General features: G+C 63.6%; 22 protein-coding genes and 1 tRNA gene. 13 read left to right on the top strand and 10 right to left on the bottom strand.

Annotated elements, in window-relative coordinates:
* Positions 1 to 7 precede the first annotated feature (7 nt).
* Together MJ639_RS07650 and MJ639_RS07645 are read right to left on the bottom strand one after the other, a co-directional pair.
* Complete coding sequence (locus tag MJ639_RS07650) at positions 8 to 1,171, bottom strand: AAA family ATPase (protein WP_243369928.1); 1,164 nt, start codon at positions 1,169 to 1,171, stop codon at positions 8 to 10.
* Between the two features lie 121 nt (positions 1,172 to 1,292).
* Positions 1,293 to 1,367: transfer RNA gene (locus MJ639_RS07645), tRNA-Gly, on the bottom strand.
* Positions 1,368 to 1,522: 155 nt separating this feature from the next.
* On the opposite strand from MJ639_RS07645, the gene MJ639_RS07640 reads away from it, so the two are divergent.
* Genes MJ639_RS07640 through MJ639_RS07625 form a run of 4 tightly spaced genes read left to right on the top strand, consistent with a single transcriptional unit; the run spans position 1,523 to position 3,967 of the window.
* Complete coding sequence (locus MJ639_RS07640; protein ID WP_243369926.1) at positions 1,523 to 2,050, top strand: prolyl-tRNA synthetase associated domain-containing protein; 528 nt, start codon at positions 1,523 to 1,525, stop codon at positions 2,048 to 2,050.
* Positions 2,051 to 2,101: 51 nt separating this feature from the next.
* Entirely contained in the window at positions 2,102 to 3,007 is a 906-nt protein-coding gene (gene trxA, locus MJ639_RS07635; protein WP_243369924.1) for a thioredoxin, read from the top strand.
* Positions 3,008 to 3,052: 45 nt separating this feature from the next.
* Positions 3,053 to 3,724: an LON peptidase substrate-binding domain-containing protein gene (locus MJ639_RS07630; RefSeq protein WP_243369922.1), complete on the top strand. Its 672-nt coding sequence runs from the start codon at positions 3,053 to 3,055 to the stop codon at positions 3,722 to 3,724.
* A 12-nt stretch (positions 3,725 to 3,736) separates the two neighbouring features.
* Positions 3,737 to 3,967 (top strand): Trm112 family protein, encoded by a 231-nt coding sequence (locus MJ639_RS07625; protein ID WP_243369920.1) that lies wholly within the window; start codon positions 3,737 to 3,739, stop codon positions 3,965 to 3,967.
* Between the two features lie 272 nt (positions 3,968 to 4,239).
* Here the strand turns inward: MJ639_RS07625 and MJ639_RS07620 are convergent, their stop codons facing one another.
* Positions 4,240 to 5,121 carry an HpcH/HpaI aldolase/citrate lyase family protein gene (locus tag MJ639_RS07620; protein WP_243369918.1) on the bottom strand — a complete coding sequence of 294 codons (882 nt, stop codon included), beginning with the start codon at positions 5,119 to 5,121 and terminating at the stop codon, positions 4,240 to 4,242.
* A gap of 64 nt (positions 5,122 to 5,185) precedes the next feature.
* On the opposite strand from MJ639_RS07620, the gene MJ639_RS17875 reads away from it, so the two are divergent.
* Both MJ639_RS17875 and MJ639_RS07605 read left to right on the top strand, forming a co-directional pair.
* Complete coding sequence (locus tag MJ639_RS17875; RefSeq protein WP_341482635.1) at positions 5,186 to 6,880, top strand: serine/threonine dehydratase; 1,695 nt, start codon at positions 5,186 to 5,188, stop codon at positions 6,878 to 6,880.
* Positions 6,881 to 6,896: 16 nt separating this feature from the next.
* Complete coding sequence (locus tag MJ639_RS07605) at positions 6,897 to 7,574, top strand: carbonic anhydrase (protein WP_243369916.1); 678 nt, start codon at positions 6,897 to 6,899, stop codon at positions 7,572 to 7,574.
* Positions 7,575 to 7,636: 62 nt separating this feature from the next.
* Here the strand turns inward: MJ639_RS07605 and MJ639_RS07600 are convergent, their stop codons facing one another.
* On the bottom strand, positions 7,637 to 8,242 hold the full coding sequence (locus MJ639_RS07600; RefSeq protein WP_243369913.1) for a hypothetical protein: 606 nt from the start codon (positions 8,240 to 8,242) through the stop codon (positions 7,637 to 7,639).
* Between the two features lie 142 nt (positions 8,243 to 8,384).
* Here MJ639_RS07600 and MJ639_RS07595 point away from each other — a divergent pair, with 142 nt between their 5' ends.
* The 5 genes from MJ639_RS07595 to MJ639_RS07580 all read left to right on the top strand — a co-directional run bounded on the left by MJ639_RS07595 (position 8,385) and on the right by MJ639_RS07580 (position 12,798).
* Complete coding sequence (locus MJ639_RS07595) at positions 8,385 to 8,927, top strand: PepSY domain-containing protein (RefSeq protein WP_243369911.1); 543 nt, start codon at positions 8,385 to 8,387, stop codon at positions 8,925 to 8,927.
* Positions 8,927 to 9,589: a response regulator transcription factor gene (locus tag MJ639_RS07590; RefSeq protein ID WP_243369905.1), complete on the top strand. Its 663-nt coding sequence runs from the start codon at positions 8,927 to 8,929 to the stop codon at positions 9,587 to 9,589. The genes MJ639_RS07595 and MJ639_RS07590 overlap by 1 nt, the downstream gene beginning before the upstream one ends.
* Positions 9,586 to 11,019 (top strand): sensor histidine kinase, encoded by a 1,434-nt coding sequence (locus MJ639_RS07585; protein WP_243369900.1) that lies wholly within the window; start codon positions 9,586 to 9,588, stop codon positions 11,017 to 11,019. Before MJ639_RS07590 ends, MJ639_RS07585 begins: the two co-directional genes overlap by 4 nt.
* Before the next feature lie 140 nt (positions 11,020 to 11,159).
* On the top strand, positions 11,160 to 11,282 hold the full coding sequence (locus tag MJ639_RS17820; protein ID WP_279306562.1) for a hypothetical protein: 123 nt from the start codon (positions 11,160 to 11,162) through the stop codon (positions 11,280 to 11,282).
* Positions 11,272 to 12,798 carry a sensor histidine kinase gene (locus tag MJ639_RS07580; RefSeq protein WP_243369896.1) on the top strand — a complete coding sequence of 509 codons (1,527 nt, stop codon included), beginning with the start codon at positions 11,272 to 11,274 and terminating at the stop codon, positions 12,796 to 12,798. The genes MJ639_RS17820 and MJ639_RS07580 overlap by 11 nt, the downstream gene beginning before the upstream one ends.
* Positions 12,799 to 12,813: 15 nt before the next feature.
* Here the strand turns inward: MJ639_RS07580 and MJ639_RS07575 are convergent, their stop codons facing one another.
* The 4 genes from MJ639_RS07575 to MJ639_RS07560 form a co-directional block, all read right to left on the bottom strand.
* The gene (locus MJ639_RS07575) at positions 12,814 to 13,533 is read right to left on the bottom strand and encodes a site-2 protease family protein (RefSeq protein WP_243369888.1); all 720 of its coding nucleotides are present in this window, start codon (positions 13,531 to 13,533) and stop codon (positions 12,814 to 12,816) included.
* Positions 13,534 to 13,544: 11 nt separating this feature from the next.
* Positions 13,545 to 14,435, bottom strand: a complete 891-nt coding sequence (locus MJ639_RS07570; RefSeq protein WP_243369883.1) for a DUF2167 domain-containing protein — start codon at positions 14,433 to 14,435, stop codon at positions 13,545 to 13,547.
* 115 nt (positions 14,436 to 14,550) lie between these two features.
* Positions 14,551 to 15,582: an aspartate-semialdehyde dehydrogenase gene (locus MJ639_RS07565; RefSeq protein WP_243369880.1), complete on the bottom strand. Its 1,032-nt coding sequence runs from the start codon at positions 15,580 to 15,582 to the stop codon at positions 14,551 to 14,553.
* 271 nt (positions 15,583 to 15,853) lie between these two features.
* On the bottom strand, positions 15,854 to 16,336 hold the full coding sequence (locus MJ639_RS07560; protein WP_243369877.1) for a GNAT family N-acetyltransferase: 483 nt from the start codon (positions 16,334 to 16,336) through the stop codon (positions 15,854 to 15,856).
* A gap of 127 nt (positions 16,337 to 16,463) precedes the next feature.
* Here MJ639_RS07560 and MJ639_RS07555 point away from each other — a divergent pair, with 127 nt between their 5' ends.
* A complete protein-coding gene (locus MJ639_RS07555) occupies positions 16,464 to 17,255 on the top strand; it encodes a hypothetical protein (RefSeq protein ID WP_243369873.1) in 792 nt (263 codons plus the stop codon).
* Here the strand turns inward: MJ639_RS07555 and MJ639_RS07550 are convergent.
* Positions 17,233 to 18,354, bottom strand: a complete 1,122-nt coding sequence (locus tag MJ639_RS07550; protein WP_243369870.1) for a sulfite oxidase — start codon at positions 18,352 to 18,354, stop codon at positions 17,233 to 17,235. The two genes, MJ639_RS07555 and MJ639_RS07550, sit on opposite strands and share 23 nt — an antisense overlap.
* Positions 18,355 to 18,494: 140 nt before the next feature.
* Here MJ639_RS07550 and MJ639_RS07545 point away from each other — a divergent pair, with 140 nt between their 5' ends.
* Positions 18,495 to 18,827, top strand: a complete 333-nt coding sequence (locus MJ639_RS07545) for a hypothetical protein (protein WP_243369866.1) — start codon at positions 18,495 to 18,497, stop codon at positions 18,825 to 18,827.
* A 77-nt stretch (positions 18,828 to 18,904) separates the two neighbouring features.
* On the opposite strand, the gene leuB is transcribed toward MJ639_RS07545, so the two are convergent.
* The gene (gene leuB / locus MJ639_RS07540) at positions 18,905 to 20,011 is read right to left on the bottom strand and encodes a 3-isopropylmalate dehydrogenase (RefSeq protein ID WP_243369864.1); all 1,107 of its coding nucleotides are present in this window, start codon (positions 20,009 to 20,011) and stop codon (positions 18,905 to 18,907) included.
* Positions 20,012 to 20,075 lie beyond the last annotated feature (64 nt).

The raw sequence follows: 20,075 nt of genomic DNA, 5'->3' as shown, positions 1-20,075 counted from the left end.
TAAGCGCTCATGCGTCCTCATCTTCCTCTTCCGCGAAATCCCCGCTCAGGCGAAGGCCGTCGATCCAGGTTTCGCCCTTTCGCTTGATGACCCGCCGCGGCGAGACGCCGCTATTCCGCGTGATCGCCTCGGCCAGCGGCTCGGAATGGGTCACGAGCCAGACCTGCGTTCGCCTGGACGCGGAGACGATCATGCGCGCGAGCGGTTCGAGCAGATCGGGATGCAGGCTCGCCTCAGGTTCGTTCAGGGCAATGAAGGGCGGAAGACGATAGGACAGGAGCGCACCGGCGAGCGCCAGGAAATGCAACGTGCCGTCCGACAACTCGGAGGGCTGGAAGATGCGCTTCGGGTAATCGGGAAAGACCACGCCGAAACTGGCGAAACGGTCGGGTTCGGGAATGACGAGCCGCGCGCCGGGAAACGCATCGTCGAAGGCTTGGTCGAGATCGACGGTGTCCTGACGGATATGGGCCAATGTCGCGAAGACCGCCGCCAGGTTCGAACCGTCGGAGGCGAGCGTCGGCGATGTCACCGCAAGGCAGGGCTGGCGCAGGGACGAGCGGGCATCGGTGCGGAAATCGTGAAAGAACCGCCATTCCAGCATGGTGCGCCGGGCCAGATGCAGATCGGGAAAAGCGGCTGCATCCTGTAAGGAATTCAAAGCGGTCTCCGAGGGCAGGATCTCGCCGCCCAGCGGACGTTTCAATCCCTCCTCGTCGAGGCAATGACCATGCGGGCCCTGCCGGTCGAGGAGTTTTTTCGAGCGCCGAGGAGCCTCGTAGACGAGCGTCTCAGCCTTGATCTGCGGCTCCAGGAGAAAACCTGCTCCCCAAATGACGCCGCCGGCCGACTTCACCAGCCCCGTCTCGACCGCGTATTCGAGGTTGTAACCGCCAGCGCCCTCTCCCGACAGGCGAACGCCCAGCTTGACCCTGACCGGCTCCTTCGGATTGCGCGTGCCCGCCCAAAAGACGGAATCGAAACCACCCTCGGCGGCAAGGTCGTGCGCGAGCGTGCCGGCGGCGGCCGATTGTAGGAGCTGAAGCGAGCGGTAGAGGTTCGTCTTGCCCGTACCATTGGCGCCCACGAACACGGACAGGGGCTCGACCGGGAAGCGGATATGCCTCAAGGAGCGGTAGCCTGCAGCGAAGACTTCTTTGATGACGAGCATGGGTTGAGCGGATCGGGACCGGAGGAAGGTTGTGACCTTATCCGCTCCGAGCGATGGCCGCAAAAACGAAAAGCCCGCCTGACGGCGGGCCTTCGTAAGGCTCTCGAATTTTGAGAGAAATTGGAGCGGGCGAAGGGATTCGAACCCTCGACCCCAACCTTGGCAAGGTTGTGCTCTACCCCTGAGCTACACCCGCACCGCTCCGCGATGCGCTAGGCATCGTTTCGAGGCCGCTGATTTGCCCCAAAACGACTCACATTGCAAGGGGTCTTCGCCAATCTTTTTGACGCGGCGCTTGAGCCCCGTTGCCGGGCTGGGTAGAAGCCTGGGGCACGCTGGAGTCCCCGCACCTTGCCCCATCTCTCCCCGAAAGAACTCCTGGAGCGCCTGGATGCGCTCGGCATTCCCTCCGAGACCGTGGAGCACGAGCCGGTCTTCACGGTGGCCGAATCGAAATCGGTCAAGGAAAGCGTTCCCGGCGCCCATTCCAAGAATCTCTTCGTGAAGGACAAGAAGGGGCGCTACTTCCTGATTTCCGCCAAGCACGACACCGCCATCGATCTGAAGCGGACGCACGAGGTTCTCGGAGCCTCGGGCCGCCTCTCCTTCGGCTCCGCCGAGCAGCTGAAGGAAATGCTCGGGGTCGAGCCGGGCTCGGTGACGGCCTTTGCCGTGGTGAATGACACGGAAGGCCGGGTGACCATGGTGCTCGACGCCAATCTCATGGAGCACGAGCGGGTGAACTTCCATCCGCTGGTCAATTCCATGACCACCGGCGTCTCCCGGGAGGATCTGGTGAAATTCCTGCGCGCCACAGGCCATGATCCGCTGATTCTTCGCCTGCCGGAGCCGCCTGCGGAATTGCCGGATAACGGTTGAGCTCCCATCTAGGCGAAAAGCCCCTTCCCACGATCACCCTTCGAGGATCGCATGTTGACCGATACCCCCACCCCCGGAATGGCGTCCGATAATCTGATAAAGGACACCACGACGGCCGATTTCCGCCAGGACGTGCTGGCCGAGTCGATGAATCAGCCGGTGCTGGTCGATTTCTGGGCGCCCTGGTGCGGTCCCTGCAAGCAGCTCACCCCCGTTCTCGAAAAGGTGGTGAAGGCCGCCGGCGGCAAGGTGAAGCTCGTGAAGATGAACATCGACGAGCATCCGCAGATCGCGGGCCAGCTCGGCGTGCAGTCGATCCCCGCCGTCTTCGCCTTCCAGCGCGGCCAGCCGGTGGACGGCTTCATGGGCGCGCTGCCGGAAAGCCAGCTGAAAGGCTTCATCGAGCGCCTTGTCGGCCCGCTCGGTCCCGGCGCGACGGAAGAGATTCTGGCGGAGGCCGATCAGCTTTTGGCTGCGGGCGACATGGGCGGCGCGGCGGAACTCTATGCCGCTGTCCTCTCGCAGGAGCCCGAGAACACCGTGGCGCTCGCCGCCCTCGTGAAGCTTCACGTGGAAGTGGGCGATCTCGAAGGCGCGAAGCGCTTCCTCGCCATGGCGCCCGAGGCGAAGGCGAACGATCCGGCGATGGCTGGCGCGCGCGCTGCCGTGGAACTCGCAGAGCAGGCGGGCTCGCTCGGCGACACAGTCGAGCTTCAGCGCAAGGTCGAAACCGATCCGCTCGATCATCAGGCACGCTTCGATCTCGCAATTGCCCTCAATGCACGCGGAAACCGCGAGGAAGCGGTGGCTCACCTCCTTGAAATCGTTCGCCGCGACCGCAATTGGAACGACGACGGCGCGCGCAAGCAGCTCGTCCAGTTTTTCGAGGCCTGGGGTCCGATGGACGAGATGACGATTGCGGGGCGGCGGAAGCTTTCCTCGCTCTTGTTCGCCTGATCCGTCGCGACGCAGCGGGGAGATAGGAATGGGCGGGAGATCGGAATGGGAATGAACGCGGCATACCGGGGGCCTGAGGATTGCCCATCGGTCATCCCCGTCTTTCCTCTCCCCGGCGCGCTTCTTCTGCCGCGCGGGCAGATTCCGCTCAACATCTTCGAGCCGCGCTATCTCGCCATGGTGGATCATGCGCTGAAGACCGACCGCGTGATCGGCATGATCCAGACGGACGCCGACAGCGATCCGGATACGACCATTCCCAAGATCTATTCCGTCGGCTGCGTGGGACGCATCACACAATTCGCGGAAACCGGCGACGGGCGCTATCTCATCACACTCATCGGCATCTCGCGCTTTCGCGTGGAGGAGGAGCTTCCGGCCATCGATCTCTTCCGTCGCTGCCGCGTGAGTTTCGAGCCTTTCACGAGCGACTTCATCGCCCGGGCGGGCGAGAATGACGTCGACCGCGAAGGCGTCGTGAAGGCCCTGCGCGATTTCGTGGATGCGGCGCATGTGAAGGTGGATTGGCGCGGCATCGAGGAAGCGCCGAACGAGGCGCTCGTGAACGCACTTTGCATGATGAGCCCCTTCGGCGTGCGCGAGAAGCAGGCGCTGCTCGAAGCACCCGATTTGAAAACCCGCGCGGAAGTTCTCATCGCGCTCACCGAAATCGAGCTGGCCCGTGGCGGTGTCAGCTCCGACTCGACGTTGCAATAGGATTTGTAAAACATGACCCCAGAGACGACCCCGTCCATCCCGTCGGACGCGCCCCAGCCCGTGGAAGCCACGCGCATCGACCCGAAGCTCCTGGAGCTTCTCGTCTGCCCACTCACCAAGGAAACGCTGGAATACGATTCCGCCCGCCAGGAACTCGTCAGCCGCCGCGCGAAACTCGCCTACCCGATCCGCGACGGCATCCCGATCATGCTGCCGGAAGAGGCGCGCCAGCTGACGGATTGAGGAAAAGAATGGCGTCATCCCGGGGCTGCGCAGCAGAACCCGGGATCGTTGAACGAGACTGGCGCATGAGCCACCACTGTCATTCCCGCGAAGGCGGGAATCCATATCCGCTCGGCTTACAGAACGAAGCAGGCGATTGCCGCAGTGGCATTCCATCCAACCGCCGTGGTTATGGATCCCCGCCTGCGCGGGGATGACATCCTGAGGCTCTCAACTTCATTCTGCTCGCGATCCCGGCTCGGCTTACGCCGTCCGGGATGACCACCTAGACATCACGAGCGATTTTCAATCGCCTCGGCCAGCGCCAATGTGTGCTTCGCCATCTCCGCATGAAGCCGCTCGACCATGCGGCCGTTGTGGCTGATCGCGCCTTTGCCCGCGTTCTCCGGCAGATCGAAGAGCGCGGCGATGTCGCGTGCTTTCTCGATCTCGTCGCGTGACGGCGCGAATACCTCATTCGCAACCGCGATCTGGTTCGGATGAATCAGCGTCTTGCCGTCGAAGCCGCAATCGCGGCCCTGAAGGCATTCGGCGTGAAAACCTGCTTCGTCCGAAAGCTCGTTATAGACACCGTCGAGAATGTCGATGCCGTAAGCACGCGCAGCCGCAAGCGCCGTCATGAGCCAGGGCATCATCGCTACACGTCCTTGCTTAAGACGAGCACGCGTATCCTTCGCGAGATCATTCGTGCCCATGACGAAGCAGGCCAAGCGCGAGGTTGCGTCCTGCGCCACGGCGGCAATCTCTTTCGCCTGCAAAATCGCGAGCGGCGTCTCGATCATCGCCCACACGCGCATCATCTCCGGCGCGCCGAGCGCATGGAGGCGCTGGCCCGCTGCCAGTACATCGTCGGGTGACGAGACTTTGGGAAGAAGGATCGCATCGGGGCCAGCCGAGGCCGCTGCCTCAAGATCAGCCTCGCCCCAGGTTGTGTTGAGGCCGTTGATGCGGATCACGAGTTCCCGCCCGCCGTAGCCGCCGGTCTTCACGGCGGCGCAGACCGCATCCCGCGCCTCGGCCTTCAGATCGGGTGCGACCGCGTCCTCGAGATCGAGGATCACCACGTCGGCGGAAAGCGTCTTCGCCTTCTCCAATGCGCGGGCATTGGAACCCGGCATATAGAGGGCGCTGCGGCGGGGACGGATTGCGATCATGATGGTTCCTCAGACACGCATTCGGTTTTAATCAGCCCCCTGGGATCGTGCAAAGGAGAAGCGAATGACGTGGGTTGCGGGCGTGGATGGCTGCCGGGCTGGGTGGATCGCGGCGCTGATGGAAGTCGGCAATCCTGCATCCGCGCGGATCGTCGTCGCCCCGACACTCGCCGCCATCGCCGATGCGCCGGAAAAGCCCGCGATCATTGCCGTCGATATGCCGATCGGCCTGCCGGAGCGCATTGAAGGCTCGGGCCGCGTGCCCGAACAGCTCATCCGCCCGCTCCTCGGCCAGCGCCAATCCTCCATTTTCTCCATCCCCTCGCGCCAGGCGGTCTATGCGGAGGATTACGGCGAGGCCTGTAAACTTGCGCTCGCCACCTCCGACCCGCCGCGCAAGGTCTCGCGCCAGGGCTTCGGCATCTTCCCGAAGATCCGCGAGATCGATGCGCTGCTGCTGGCGCGCCCCGAACTGGCGGACAAGGTGTTCGAGGTTCACCCCGAACTCGCCTTCTGGGCGCTGAACGGTTCCCGAGCGCTCGACCAACCCAAGAAGGTGAAGAGCGTCCCCTACGAACCCGGCATGCGTCTGCGCCGAGGCCTTCTGAAGCAGTCGGGGCTCCTGGCCACCCATCTCATCGACTCCCGGCCCCCGCGGGGAGCAGCGGCGGACGACCTGCTCGATGCGCTTGCGGGGTTGACCGTGGCGCTCGATCTCGCGACAGGTGGGGGCCAATCCTTTCCCGACCCGCCAGGCCGCGACGCCCACGACCTGCCGGTCGCCATCTGGACGCTCAAAAGAACGCCTGAAAGATCCCCCATGACCATCACTCGCGCTGCCATCGAAGAGGCCCATGTCCGGATCGCCCCCCATATCCGCCGCACGCCGGTGATGAACCTGGCCGGGGCCTTCGGCCATCCAGGCCTGGTCAGCCTGAAACTCGAATTCCTGCAGCATGCGGGCTCCTTCAAGACACGCGGCGCCTTCAACACGCTTCTGTCGAACGCCTTTCCCGATGCGGGCGTGGCGGCGGCTTCCGGCGGCAATCACGGCGCGGCGGTGGCCTATGCGGCAAAGCAGGTCGGCGTGAAGGCCCGCATCTTCGTTCCCGAAATCTCGAGCCCGGCGAAGGTCGCCGTCATCCGCTCCCATGGGGCGGAGGTGGTGATCGGCGGCGCGCGCTATGCGGATGCTCAAGAGGCTTGCGACCGCTATGTGGCCGAGACCGGCGCGCTGCGCATCCACCCCTTCGCCGCCGAGAGCACCATCACGGGCCAGGGCACGGTGGGGCTCGAATGGGAGCAGGACGCGCCCGATCTCGACACCGTGCTCGTGGCTGTGGGCGGCGGCGGGCTCATCAGCGGCATTGCGAGCTGGTGGGCGGGCCGCGTGAAGGTGGTGGGCGTGGAGCCGGAGGGCTCGCGGGCCCTGCATGCCGCCCTCCAGGCCGGAAAATCGGTCGATGTGGACGTGGATTCGGTGGCAGCCGATTCCCTCGGTGCCCGGAATACGGGCGAGCTCGTCCATTCGATCTGCTCGAAAACCGTCGACCACGTGGCCCTGGTTACCGACGAGGCCATCCGCGAGGCGCAGAGAATGCTCTGGCGCGAGCACCGCATTGCCTCCGAGCCCGGTGGCGCGGCGGCTCTGGCGGCTTTGCTCTCAGGGGCTTATAAGCCTGAACCCAACGAGCGGATCGGCGTGCTCCTCTGCGGAGCCAATGTCGAACTCCAGAAGCTCACTGAACTGACGCACTGACAACGAGGAACCACCCATGTTTCCCCAGCGCCTGACCGATGGCTATCGCTCCTTCGTCAACGATCGTCTCCCGCGCGAGAAGAGCCGCTTCGAGGCCCTGGCCGAGAAAGGCCAATCGCCTGAAACAATGGTGATCGGCTGCTGTGACAGCCGCGTCTCGCCGGAAGTGATTTTCGATGCGAGCCCGGGCGAATTGTTCGTGGTGCGCAACGTGGCGAACCTCGTGCCGCCCTTCGAGACCGGCGGTGATTACCACGGCACCTCGGCGGCGCTCGAATTCGCCGTGCAGGCGCTTCGCGTGAAGCACATCGTCGTGCTGGGCCATGCCCGCTGCGGCGGCGTGCGCGCCTTTGCCGACGATACCGCGCCGCTCTCGCCGGGCGATTTCATCGGCCGCTGGATGAACCTGATCAAGCCGGCGGGCGAGCGCCTCGGCCCTCACGGCGGCAATCTGGAAGAATATCTGCCGCGTCTCGAACTCGCCGCCATCGAGAACAGCCTGAAGAACCTGATGACGTTTCCTTGCGTGCGCATTCTGGTGGAGCGCGGCAAGCTGCAGCTGCACGGCGCTTATTTCGGCGTCGCGACCGGCGTGCTGCTGGTGCGTGATCCCGAAACCGGCGAGTTCAAGCCGGTGGTCGACGACATGCCCGAACGCGTGTCGATGTTTGCCGCGCGTCAAGTCGAGCCATAAGCCGACATCAAAGCCTCAGCTGCGGAGTGAAGATCTCCGCAGCTGAGCGTCATGAGCCTCTTTTACTGGCCGTTCAGCCTGCGGTCGTCACCGGGCTCGAAGCGCCTGTCGCGGGGAACCCGCCCCCCATTATCGTCGAAGGCCGCATCCGCGCCGGCGCGGAGACGCCTGACGGCGACATCGTCGGCACCGCGCGTCCGTGTCCGGCTCTGGGTTTGGGTTCTCGTGCGGTCGTCAGTCTGAGTCCCGACCTGGGTCCGGTCATCGCCGCCGCGACCCCTGCCACGACCCCGGCCGCCATCGTCATCGGACGAGCGCCCGCTCCTGTCGTCACTGCCACGTCCGCCCCTGTTGTCGCCGCCACGGTCATCGCCTCCGCGACCGCCCCGGTCATCACCGCCTCGATCATCGCTGCCCCGGCCACCCCGGCTGTCACCACCGCGATCATCGCCGCCACGACCACCCCGGCTGTCACCACCTCGGTCGTCGCCACCACGGTCGTCACCTCCGCGGCCTCCACGGCCCCCGTCATTGTCGCTATCCCCGCCCCTTGCCATGGCCGGCGACAGGGCCGCATCGGCGATCACGGCAGGAACGCTCGCCGCCAACGACATCAGGACCGCACTGAGCACCAAAAGGCTTGATCCGTTCTTGAGCTGCTTCAACATCGTCTCTCTCCTTCATCCATGGCGCGGTGGAGCTGCGCCGATGCGGAGGAAGACTAGCCAGGATGCGGCATGCGAACCTGACGGGGGCCGTCAGCGAAATATCAGCCTGGGCGTGCTATGCTGGAGAGCTTTGGAAGGGCTCATGATCCGGCGTTATGTCATTGTTCTGTTCTCCTGCCTGCTGGTCTCGGCAACCGTGACGGGCTCCTGGCCGAGCGTTGCATTCGCCAAGGACGGCGGTGGCGACAGCGGCGGTGGAGGTGGCGACAACAGCGGCCGGGGCGGCGGCGATGACGGCGGGCGCGGCGACAATCGCGGCGATGGCCGGGATTCCGACGACAGAAACGATGATGGCGGCAGAGGCCGGGGGCGCGGAGGTGACGACGGCGAGAGCGGACGGGGACGAGGCCGAGGCGGCGATGATGCGCAAGGCTGGTCCGGCTGGGGCAGCACCTCCTCCGAGAGCGCCCGCGATGCCGTGTCCCATGGTTGGGCCCTGGGCTTAGGCGTCGTTCTCCCAACCGTTTCCAAGGCAGTGCCGGGACAGGTTCTGGAGGTCGATCTGCATCGAACCCGGAGCGGCGGATGGCAATACGAATTTCTCGTCCTGACCCGGGATCGGCGCTACTTCGAGGTTGTCGTCGATGCCCGCGCCAACCGCATCCTTCAGATCAGGAGGCGCTGATGCGAGTTCTTCTCATCGAGGACGAACGGGCCATTGCCGCGGATATCGAGAGCGCCCTGTCCCGAACCGGCTATGTGGTGGACATCGCCCATGATGGAGAAGAAGGCTGGTTTCGCGCCTCGACCGAGGATTACGACGCCGTCATCCTCGATCTCGGCCTGCCCAAGCTTGACGGCCTGTCCATCGTGCGGCGCTTGCGGGAAGAGGACAGCATCGTCCCCATCCTGGTTCTGACGGCGCGGGGCTCCTGGCTCCAGCGGGTCGAGGGGATCGATGCGGGCGCCGACGATTACCTGACCAAGCCCTTCGAGATGGAGGAGCTTCTTGCGCGTCTCGCTGCCCTGCTGCGCCGCGTCGGACGTCATGTCACGCCGCTCATCGAGATCGGGGCGCTGCGCATCGACACGCGAAGCCTCAGGGTGATGATCAACGGCAGGGCCGTCGAACTCTCGCCCCTGGAATTCCGGCTGCTGCGGTACCTGGCGCATAACCGCAATCGCGTCGTGCCGCAAAGCGAACTCGTGGAGCACGTCTACGGAACGGCCGAACCCGAGAGCAATGCCGTCGAGGCCCTTGTCGCCCGTCTCCGGCGCAAGATCGGTTCGGACACGATCGGAACCCGCCGCGGCCACGGCTACATCATGGAGTCATCGTCATCATGACAGGAAACTCCATCCGTCTGCGGCTGCTGGCTGTCGCCATCATGTCCATCGTCGCAACGATCGGAGTCGCCGGGGCATCGCTCGTGGTGTTCTTCGAGCGGCAGGTGCTGCGCTACGTGGAGCAGGATCTCAATATCCGCTGGACGGCGCTTGCCGCAGCGCTCGGAGCGGAAGGCGAAGCCGGTCTCAGCCACAGGCTGACCGACCCGCGCTATCATCAGCCTTACGGAGGCGCGTATTGGCAGGTCTCGGAACAGGGGCGTCCCATCATGCGGTCGCGCTCGCTCTGGGACACCGATCTGCCTGCGGCCGACCCGCGTCAGAATTCCGATGGCGAGAAGGCCTATGAAGTCGAAGGACCTGATGGCGCGGAGCTTTATGTCGTCGAGCGAAACGTCACCATCGGCGGGGCGGACGATTCCCGCACCTTAAGCCTTGCGGTCGCTCTCGATCACAAGCAGATCGTCGAACTGCGGCAGGCCTTCGGATGGGACGTAACCCGCGTTCTCATTCCCATTGCGATTGTGCTCGTGCTGTTCGCATGGCTGCAGCTCTGGCTCGGTCTTCGTCCGCTGCGAGCGGTGGGACAGGAATTGAACGCGGTGCAGACCGGGCAGATCCGGCGCATGACCAAACGCTTTCCCGACGAAGTCGCGCCACTCGTCGACAGCATCAACAAGCTTCTCGACCGCCAGGAAAACCTCGTGCGCAAGGCGCGAGACCGCGCCGGCGCTCTCGCCCATGGGCTGAAGACTCCCCTGACCATTCTGGGAGGAGAAGTCCGGCGTCTCGAACAGGCGGGCTTGAAGGATGCGGCTGCGCGGATGCAGGAACAGCTCGAGCTGCTGTCGGCCCATATCGAGCGTGAGGTGGCCCGCGCACGAACCAGCGGCGCCTCGGTCGGTCATGGCGATCATGCGCATGCGGACGAGACCATCGCCCGCATCTTAAGATTGATGCAGCACATGCCCAGGGGCGATCAGCTCATCTGGCGCACGGAGCTTCCCGCCGATCTGGGAATCGCCATGGACCCCCATGATTTCGGAGAGGTCATGGGCAATCTTCTCGACAATGCCAGGAAATGGGCCCGGTCTTCCGTCACCATTCGCGTTGAACGGGTGGGCGGCATGGCCCGCATCATCGTCGAGGACGATGGTCCCGGCTTTTCGGGAAACACCGAAGGCGGTTTGCCCGAAAGGGGCGTTCCATCGCGAAACGACCCGGCCTCGAGCGGGCTCGGCCTCAGCATCGTCCAGGATATTCTGGCCGAGTACGGCACGCGCATCCATTTCGATGGGAACGGGCATTGCCACATTTCCTTCGAGATCCCTCTTGGTCAGGAATCCTCCAGCCAATCCTCCGACCCGGCGGTTCCCCCGAACCGAAAGAAAGCTCCGAGCCTGTGGCCCAGGGAGATCGGGAAAGTCTGACAACCGACATGCTGCCGAGAACCCGCTGCTGTCTCCCGCGTTCGACTAAAAGTGACAGCTGAGGAGACAATTGTCGTGGTAAGCGTGTTGTCTATATCCGAACTTATCTTCAGGCAGCCGATCCGGGGCTTCTCAGGTCGATGCCGTCACCGACGCGCAACGACATGACATTGATGATCATCCCGAACCTGCCGCCGGAGCATCTCGATTTCGAATTACACAAGAACGTCTCGCCTGCATGGGCTGGCGCCCATGCACGATAACCTCAGAACCGCACCTGCCGATTTTCTTGCAGGCGGCGGGGAGATGTCGACGCTCATGAAGAGCTTCGACTGGGGCAGTACGTCCATCGGACCCATGGATTTTTGGCCTCAAAGTTTGAGGACCACCATCAGCATCATGCTTCGCTCGCCGATTCCCATGGTTCTTCTGTGGGGACCTGACGGCATCATGATCTACAACGATGCCTACACCGTGTTTGCCGGGGGCCGGCATCCGCGCCTCCTCGGCTCGAAGGTTCTGGAAGGCTGGGCGGAGGTCGCCGATTTCAACGCCAACGTGATGCGCGTCGGCATGGCGGGAGGTACCCTCTCCTACCAGGATCAGGAACTCACGCTCTACCGCAACAACGTTCCCGAACAGGTCTGGATGAACCTGGATTACAGCCCCGTCATCGACGAGACAGGAAAACCGGGCGGCGTGCTCGCCATCGTTGTGGAAACGACGGAGCGCGTTCAGGCGGAGCGCCGGATCGTCGCGGAAAAGGACCGACTGCGCGAACTCTTCCACCAGGCTCCGGGCTTCATGGTGCTCTGGAATGGCCTCGATCATGTGTTCGAGCTCGTGAATGAGGCCTATTACCAGTTGGTCGGTCGCCGCGAGATCATCGGCAAGCCGCTTGTCGAAGCCCTGCCCGAGATTGGTTCCCAGGGCTTCGACAAGCTGCTCGATCATGTCTACCGGACACAGGAGACTTACGTCGGTCGCGGCATCTCGGTTTATCTCCAGCGCGATCCCTCAAGGGAGCCGGAGCAACGCTTCCTCGACTTTGTCTTCCAGCCGATCAAAGATGGGCACGGACAGGTTACAGGCATCTTCGCCGAGGGCAGCGATGTCACCGAACGAGTGCGTTCGGAGGAGCACCAGCGCCTTCTGGTCAATGAGCTGAACCATCGGGTCAAGAATACGCTGGCGACCGTGCAATCCATCGCCTCTCAGACTCTGCGCACGGCGGCATCGACACAAGCCGCCCAGGAAGCCATCGAGTCCCGTCTGTTCGCCCTCTCACGGGCCCACGACGTGCTGACGCGGGAGAATTGGGAAGGAGCATGGATCGACGAAGTCGTCGCGCATGCCATGCAGCCGTTCCAGGCTTCCGGCCATTCTCGCATTCATTGCGAGGGAGAGAATGTGAGACTTCCGCCCAACACGACACTTGCTTTGGCCATGGCGCTCCAGGAACTTGCAACCAATGCGGTGAAGTATGGAGCTTTATCGAAAGAGACAGGCAAGGTCGAAATCAGCTGGCGCGTGGATCATACGCGGGGAGCGCCTCATATCCTTCTGAAGTGGGAAGAAAAAGGCGGGCCTCCCGTCACGCCACCGACCCGTCGCGGGTTCGGGACTCGCCTCATCGAGCGCAGTCTCGCCCAGGGACCTCTGGCAGGAGAAGCGAAGATCGATTTCGCGCCGACCGGTGTCGTATGCACCATCGACGCGCCGCTGAAGGCAACGGCCGAAGAACGCGTTGTCTCATCGCAGCCGACAAGGCCGGCGTGACGCCGGCCTTGTCTCTTAGAACGGACGTCCGGACGTCAGCATCTCGTGAACATGATAGGTCATGATCGCGAGAACGGCCGTGAGGCCGAGATAAATCAGGCCGTATTCCACCCGCACCTTGTTGGGCACATCGTAATACGCGCGGTTTTCTTCCGCGTTCGGATCGTAATTCCAGGCCTTCCACACCTGGGGTGCTGCCAGAAGCGCGACGATGAACAAGGCCGGGCTCGGGCGATAGAAGAGCAGAGCCACCATCAGCGGTGCACCAAGCAGCCAGACGCGCGGAGAAATGATCGCCGTGATGCGTCCGCCGTCGAGCGGCGAGACGGGGAGCAGGTTGAACAGGTTCAGGAAGAAGCCGGAATAGGAGATCGCGAGCAGCAACCGGCTGTCGGTCTGGAGCGCCCAGAAATAGACGCCGAAAGCCGCGATCGAACCCAGGAACGGACCGGCGATGGCCACATGCGCTTCCGTCTCCACATCGGCGGGCATGTCCTTCATGGTGATCCAGGCACCGAGGAACGGAATGAAGGTCGGCGCGCCGACATCGAGCCCCCGCTGCCGCGCGGCGGCGTAGTGGCCCATCTCATGGATGAAGAGGAGACCGACGAAGCCGACCGCGTACCACCAGCCGAAGATCCAGGCATAGGCCACCACCGACACCAACATGGTGCCGCCAGTGGTGAAGAGCTTGCCGAACTTGAGGCCCGCGAAAAGGAGAAGGAGCAGCTTCATGATGAAGAGCCTTAAGACGTTTTGCGCCGGAACAGGTTGAACACCGCGCCGCCGAGAGCGACGACACCGACCAGGATCACTTTGGCGAATTTCGCGAAGAAGGCTGCGATCACCGCGAAGAGGCCGAACTTCTTGGCCGCAGCACCTGCGACGAGGGCCGCGAGGCCGTATTCCGCCACGTGGTCGGTGGAGGGATTGAAATCGGCATATGCCTTGCCGCTCACATAGGAAACCGACGCCAGGAGTTGCTGCGCGAGTTTCTTCTCGGCTTCGATCTGGCCCGGCGTGGTGATGAAGTTGAGGCTCACATAGCCTTCGCGGCCCAGCACATAAGTGTTGTAGTTGACGCTGGCGTCTTCTTCCTTACCGCCCTTGTCCATGGCGAGCGCCGACCAGACGAGGCGATGGGTATCGGCCTGATAGCTCGGCTTCTCCACCCAGCCCTTCACTTCCATCTCCGCGAAGCCGCGGGCGGCGCGATCCTTGTTATCCTCTTCGGTGCCCTGGCGCAGGCTCTCGAGCAGCTCGTCCACGTTCCAGTTCTTGGCATCGTCGTCCTTGATGAAGCCCGACTTCACGAAGCGGATCGTGGCGATCCAATTCTCGTCGCCCGCAGGCACGACCATGCCGAGCATGTCGGAGCCCGGCGTATTGCCGAACGAGCGCAGAAGCTCCCCGGCCTCGGGCTGCGGAATGAAAACGAACTCGGCGGGCAGCTTGAAATCGACCTGGCCTGCCAGCGGCACCGAGACAGGGCCTTCCTTGGCCACCTTCTGCGCCTTGGCCCAGGCCGCCTGCTGCTGCTCGACGATGGAGGTATTCTGCTGGGCTTGGGCCGCGAGCGGTGCGGCAAGACCGAGGATGAGGGAAAGGGCTGCGATGCGGAGGGTGCGGATGGCCATGGGCGTATCTCGATGAAACAATGTTCTCAAGATCGCCTGTGCGCCTTTTGGTGGAACTTGGCAATAAAAAAGGCGGCTTGAGAGCCGCCTTTCCGAAGAGAGAGACCGATAAAACTTATGCCGCCTGCTTCTTCGCCTTCAGCAGGCCACGGTTGATCATAGCCTCGGCGATCTGGATCGCGTTGAGCGCCGCGCCCTTGCGCAGGTTGTCGGAGACGCACCAGAAGGACAGGCCGTTCTCGACGGTGATGTCCTCGCGGATGCGGGAGATGTAGGTGGCGTCCTCGCCAGCCGCCTCGTGGGGCGTGATATAGCCGCCGGGCTCGCGCTTATCGACCACCATGATGCCGGGCGACGAACGCAGGATGTTGCGGGCCTCGTCCGCCGTGATCGGCTTCTCGAATTCCACGTTCACCGCTTCCGAATGGCTGATGAAAACCGGCACGCGCACGCAAGTTGCGGTGAGCTTGATCTTCGGGTCGAGAATCTTCTTCGTCTCGGCCGTCATCTTCCACTCTTCCTTCGTGAACCCGTCTTCCATGAACACGTCGATCTGCGGAATCAGGTTGAAGGCGATGCGCTTGGGGAACTTCTTTTCCTGCACGTCCTGCAGGGAGTAGAGCGCCTTGGTCTGGCGGTCGAGCTCGTCCATGCCGTCCTTGCCCGCGCCGGAAACCGACTGGTAGGTGGCGACGACCACGCGCTTGATGGTGGCGGCGTCATGGAGCGGCTTCAAAGCCACGACGAGCTGCGCGGTGGAGCAATTGGGGTTCGCGACGATGCCCTTCTTGATCTCGCGGAGCGCCTCGGCATTCACCTCCGGCACCACCAGCGGCACGTCTGCATCGTAGCGCCAGGCGGAGGAATTATCGATCACCACCGCGCCTTGCGCCGCGATCTTGGGCGACCATTCCTTCGATACCTCGCCACCAGCCGACATGAGGCAGAGATCGACGTCGGAGAAATCATACGTATCGAGCGTCTTCGTCTTCAGGGTCTTGTCGCCATAGGACACTTCCGAGCCTTGGCTGCGGCGGGAGGCCAGCGCCACCACCTCATCGGCCGGGAAAGCGCGCTCGGCCAGGATGCTCAGCATCTCGCGGCCCACATTGCCGGTCGCACCCACGACGGCGATCTTGTAACCCATTGGACTTCTCCTGTTGTCGTTCTCCCCGGGAAAACTTCTAAAACCCTATTCGGGTGTCGCCTCTCGCCCCGTGGGGAGAGAGAACCGGGGACGACGAGGCTTATTCGACCGTCGTTTTGACGGTCGTCGTGGCGGTTTTCGTTTTGCTCGTCGTGTAAGTGAGCAGCGCCATTTGCCTTCGTCCATTCGCAGGTCCAGCTCGGACCTCGATAACTTCACCAACACACCAAAGGTTCGCTCGCGTCAAGCATTCTCTTGCTGATCCGGGCATTCAATCGCCGGTCAGGACATCGGTCGAGAGATTGAACCGGTAGAAGACCTTGTTCATCCGCTCCGCCCCGAGGCGCTCGTAGAAGGCCTGCGCGCCCGTATTGCTGCCCTCAGTCGTGAGATCGATGCGTGTCGCGCCGCGTTCGCGCGCATAATCGGCAAGCCAGCGCAGCAGCGCCGCACCCACGGCCTTTCCGCGCGCATCCTGTGTGACGAAGAGTTCCTTCAGGAAAAGCAGGCCTGTCAGCCGGAAACCGGGCCGCAACAGGGCAAAGCAGGCGAGCCCCACGGCCTGCCCATTGATGAAGGCCAGCGCGAAGCGCGTGCCCTCCCCCTCCCGCATGGTCTGCTCGACCATGGCCAGCGTCGGCGCAAGGGGCTTTGCCACCTCGGGGCCTGCATAGTGAAGGTCCACGGCGCGGACCAGCTCCGCCACCTCCGGCGCATCCTCGATGGTGGCTAGGCGGATGACGGGCTGAACCATGGAGGTGCTTTCGGCGTGAGAGCGGTAACGTTCCGTTCACCTTGCTTAGCAAAACCTTTCGAGGCTTGGCCAGTGCTACGCTAGAACATGGGCATGACAGCCCAATTGACGGGCGTGGTGGAGCGTGATGGCACGAGCCGGTTATTCCGCATGGGACGATGACGAGGCGTTCTTCGACGAACGTCCGGCCCGTCGTGCACGCAGGAAGCCGGTGCGGTGGATCCGCCTGATCCTCATGTCCTCGCTCATGATCGCGGGCCTGGTCTATTTCGCCCGGCAGAAGGGCGACGAGGCCAAGGTCGTTGCGCGCACGGGCGTGCCCTCCTCCGTGCTGATCGCGCCCGCTCCTGTCTGGAATGCGGTTGCCTCCGGTCCCGCCCTTTACGCCATTGATAAAACCTTCGGCACCGCAAGCAGCGAGGCGCGGCAGCACACGAGCGGCGCGCGCGAGGACACCCTGTCCCTCGGCCGTTTCGGCGAGGCGCGCCATGCGCGGCTCACGCTGATTCAAGGTTCGTCCGAACCCTCCCGCAGCTTCTTCGTCGACATCGTGCGCCGCGCGGCCGATGCGGGGCTGGCGGTCTCGCGCAATGCGCAGAGCCGGATGATCGTCACCAAGTTCGGTCCGGTCGAGGTCGCCGCCATGAGCCTCGTCGGCAAGAGCGAGCAGGATTGCCAGACCTTCCGCTTCAAAGATCACGATTCCGGCTTCGGCTTCCAGGGCTGGCTCTGCGATACGCAGGCCGAGGCCATCGACGATGCGCAGCTCGCCTGCTTCATCGACGGCGTGATGCTCAACGGCGCGGGCAGCCCGAGTCTGAAGGCCCTTTTCGCGCGCTCCGAGCGCAACAGGACGGATGCCTGCGGAGCCGCCGCCCGCACCGCTTCGATCGGCGTCAGGACGCCGGGTCGACCCTGACCGCCACGCGGTGCACGACATTGCAGCCGTAGCCGTTCGGGTTCCAGTTGGTCGCCTGCAATGGTTGCACCCGTCCCTGTGAATCGGTTGCGCGGGCGATGATCTCGTAAGCGCCGTCTCCGGGCAGAGCGAGTGTCGCGCTCCAGCGCACCCAATCATAGCGGTTGCGCGGCGGCGTCATCTGCGCCAGCACCCAGGTCGCGCCGCCATCGATGGAGCAATCCACACGCGCCACCGCATCATCTCCCGCCCAGGCCGCGCCCCGCACGGTGATGGAGCGCGTACCGCTCTCGTACCGGGTTTCATGGGCCGGCGCCGTGACGATGCTGCGCACCGGCATCGATTCCAGAATCCGCAACTCCACGTTCTTGGCGTCAGAGCCCGGCGGGATCGGGTGGACCGGAATGCGATAGGACAACCCGGTCATGCCTGGACCGTCATGCTCCCGGTCGCGGATCCAGATCCGCGTCAGCCATTTCTGGCTGAGCGAGCCGGGCCAGCCCGGCACGATGAGGCGCAACGGCCCGCCATGGATGAACGGCAGCGGCTCGCCGTTCATGGCCCAGACGAGAAGAGTGTGCTCTTCGAGCGCCTTCGCCATCGGCATGCCCCGCGACATGGCCTGCTGTTCCATGCTTCCGGTCTTGTCCGGGTCCGCCCCGAAATGACCGGTGAAAAGCGCCGTGCTTTTCAAACCCGCAGCCTGCAGGACATCGCGCAAAGATACGCCCGTCCATTCCGCGCATCCGGCGCCGCCATTCGTCCAGGGATTGCCCTCGGCTTTTGGCTCGAAGAAAGAGCGCCCGTTGCCGCCGCATTCGAGCACCATGCGAAAGGTCTTTACCGGAAAGCGACTCTTGAGATCGGCAACGGTCAGATCGAGCGGGTGCTCCACTTCGCCATCGATGATGACGCGCCACGCATCGGGATTGTCCACCCGCCGAGGCAACAGGCCGTTGTTGCGGATGAAGAAGCGCGCAATCGGCGTGGTCTCGTCATCGAGAAGCGCTTCAGGCGTCTCGGCCACGAGCGGCGTTTCGCCCAAAACTGTCAGGCGATCCTTCCCAAACGGGTCCAGCGCGTTGCGTCGATCCTGCATGAATGTCTGCTCTTACTCTTAAGGTGAACCCGACAATGTGAAGGAACCAATTTAGGCAGGCCTGGCTTGTTCTGACAGCCTTTGAATTCATTCACGACGGCCCGGCGAACCTGCTGGCGCCAATCCTGGAGGTTTGCAAAATGCGCCGCTACACTCTTGTTGGCCTGAGCATGGTTGCAGCTCTCGGTGCCTTCTCCGTGGCAGCCGAGGCGCAGGCTCAGGATCGTCCCCTCACCTTCCGCGTCCAGCCGCGCAGCTTCCTCGATCCGGGACCCGTTGCGCCTGTCGGCTCGCTCAACCGTTACGCCACGCAGGGCCAGCTGTCCTACATGACCAATCCGCCCTGGGGCCATCAGCGTGATCGCTTCGGCGAAGGCACCCTGCCCGATCCCATCGGCGGACCTTTTGTCGGCGCCCGCAATCCCTTCCCGACCTTCGGCGTCGATGTCGAGGCAACGGGCTCGATCCGGTAAACAGCTTTCACGAACAAAAGCCCAGATTGCAAAAGCCCCGGATCGCTCCGGGGCTTTTTTCATGAGCTTGTGAAGCCTTACGACAGAGCGTCCAGCTCCTTCACGATGGCATCGCCCACATCCTGCGTGCCGACCGCATTCGCGCCGGGAGCCGCGATGTCCTTCGTGCGCGTGCCGGAAGCGAGAACATTGGCAATCGCCTTCTCCAGACGATCCGCCTCGTCGAGCAGGCCGAAGGAATAGCGAAGCGCCATGCCGAAGGAGCCGATCATGGCGATCGGGTTGGCAAGGCCCTTGCCCGCGATGTCGGGAGCGGAACCGTGCACCGGCTCATAAAGCGCCTTGCGCTTTCCGGTCTTTGCATCTTCCGCGCCGAGCGATGCGGAAGGCAGCATGCCGAGCGAGCCGGTGAGCATGGCGGCGATGTCGGAGAGAATGTCGCCGAACAGGTTGTCGGTGACGATCACGTCGAACTGCTTCGGATTGCGCACGAGCTGCATGGCACAGTTGTCGGCGAGCACGTGCTCGAGTTCCACATCCGCGAATTCCGCCTTGCCGATGCGCGACACGACCTGGCGCCACAGAACGCCAGTCTTCATCACGTTCATCTTCTCGGACGAGGACACCTTGTTGCGGCGCTTCTTGGCGAGGTCGAAGGCGACGCGGGCGATGCGCTCGATCTCACCGGTCGTGTAGACCTGCGTGTCGACGGCGCGCTGCTGGCCGTTCTCCAGCGTCACCAACTCCTTCGGCTCGCCGAAATAGACGCCGCCGGTAAGCTCGCGCACGATCACGATGTCGAGGCCCTCGACGATCTCGCGCTTGAGCGAGGAGGCGTCAGCCAGCGCCGGATAGCAGATAGCGGGACGAAGATTGGCGAAGAGGCCGAGATCCTTGCGCAGGCGCAGCAGGCCGGCTTCGGGGCGCACATCGTAAGGGACGCCGTCCCATTTCGGGCCGCCGACCGCACCGAAGAGCACCGCGTCGGCATCTTGAGCAAGACCCATGGCCTCTTCCGAGATGGCCTTGCCATGGGCGTCATAGGCCGAGCCGCCGACGAGATCCGTCTCGGTCTCGAAGCCGACACCCCGCTTGCGGAACCAGCCTACGATCTTCTCGACCTCACGCATGACCTCCGGACCGATGCCGTCGCCGGGGAGAAGGAGAAGCTTGTGCGTTGCCATGGGAAGGTCCCTGTCGTGAGCTGATAAATCCAGGGCTCTTAAAAAGCCGAATCCGCCGCTTGGC

Source organism: Microvirga solisilvae (assembly GCF_022808595.1).
Taxonomy (GTDB): Bacteria; Pseudomonadota; Alphaproteobacteria; order Rhizobiales; family Beijerinckiaceae; genus Microvirga; species Microvirga solisilvae.
Note: the sequence above shows the minus strand (reverse complement) of the source record. Positions and strands in the feature narration are given on the sequence as shown.

Coding starts and splice junctions, on each gene's coding strand:
- MJ639_RS07650 (WP_243369928.1), bottom strand. CDS start 1,171: ATGCTCGTCATCAAAGAAGTCTTCGCTGCAGGCTACCGCTCCTTGAGG.
- trxA (WP_243369924.1), top strand. CDS start 2,102: ATGTTGACCGATACCCCCACCCCCGGAATGGCGTCCGATAATCTGATA.
- MJ639_RS07630 (WP_243369922.1), top strand. CDS start 3,053: ATGGGAATGAACGCGGCATACCGGGGGCCTGAGGATTGCCCATCGGTC.
- MJ639_RS07625 (WP_243369920.1), top strand. CDS start 3,737: ATGACCCCAGAGACGACCCCGTCCATCCCGTCGGACGCGCCCCAGCCC.
- MJ639_RS07620 (WP_243369918.1), bottom strand. CDS start 5,121: ATGATCGCAATCCGTCCCCGCCGCAGCGCCCTCTATATGCCGGGTTCC.
- MJ639_RS17875 (WP_341482635.1), top strand. CDS start 5,186: ATGACGTGGGTTGCGGGCGTGGATGGCTGCCGGGCTGGGTGGATCGCG.
- MJ639_RS07605 (WP_243369916.1), top strand. CDS start 6,897: ATGTTTCCCCAGCGCCTGACCGATGGCTATCGCTCCTTCGTCAACGAT.
- MJ639_RS07600 (WP_243369913.1), bottom strand. CDS start 8,242: ATGTTGAAGCAGCTCAAGAACGGATCAAGCCTTTTGGTGCTCAGTGCG.
- MJ639_RS07595 (WP_243369911.1), top strand. CDS start 8,385: ATGATCCGGCGTTATGTCATTGTTCTGTTCTCCTGCCTGCTGGTCTCG.
- MJ639_RS07590 (WP_243369905.1), top strand. CDS start 8,927: ATGCGAGTTCTTCTCATCGAGGACGAACGGGCCATTGCCGCGGATATC.
- MJ639_RS07585 (WP_243369900.1), top strand. CDS start 9,586: ATGACAGGAAACTCCATCCGTCTGCGGCTGCTGGCTGTCGCCATCATG.
- MJ639_RS17820 (WP_279306562.1), top strand. CDS start 11,160: ATGCCGTCACCGACGCGCAACGACATGACATTGATGATCATCCCGAAC.
- MJ639_RS07580 (WP_243369896.1), top strand. CDS start 11,272: ATGCACGATAACCTCAGAACCGCACCTGCCGATTTTCTTGCAGGCGGC.
- MJ639_RS07575 (WP_243369888.1), bottom strand. CDS start 13,533: ATGAAGCTGCTCCTTCTCCTTTTCGCGGGCCTCAAGTTCGGCAAGCTC.
- MJ639_RS07570 (WP_243369883.1), bottom strand. CDS start 14,435: ATGGCCATCCGCACCCTCCGCATCGCAGCCCTTTCCCTCATCCTCGGT.
- MJ639_RS07565 (WP_243369880.1), bottom strand. CDS start 15,582: ATGGGTTACAAGATCGCCGTCGTGGGTGCGACCGGCAATGTGGGCCGC.
- MJ639_RS07560 (WP_243369877.1), bottom strand. CDS start 16,336: ATGGTTCAGCCCGTCATCCGCCTAGCCACCATCGAGGATGCGCCGGAG.
- MJ639_RS07555 (WP_243369873.1), top strand. CDS start 16,464: ATGGCACGAGCCGGTTATTCCGCATGGGACGATGACGAGGCGTTCTTC.
- MJ639_RS07550 (WP_243369870.1), bottom strand. CDS start 18,354: ATGCAGGATCGACGCAACGCGCTGGACCCGTTTGGGAAGGATCGCCTG.
- MJ639_RS07545 (WP_243369866.1), top strand. CDS start 18,495: ATGCGCCGCTACACTCTTGTTGGCCTGAGCATGGTTGCAGCTCTCGGT.
- leuB (WP_243369864.1), bottom strand. CDS start 20,011: ATGGCAACGCACAAGCTTCTCCTTCTCCCCGGCGACGGCATCGGTCCG.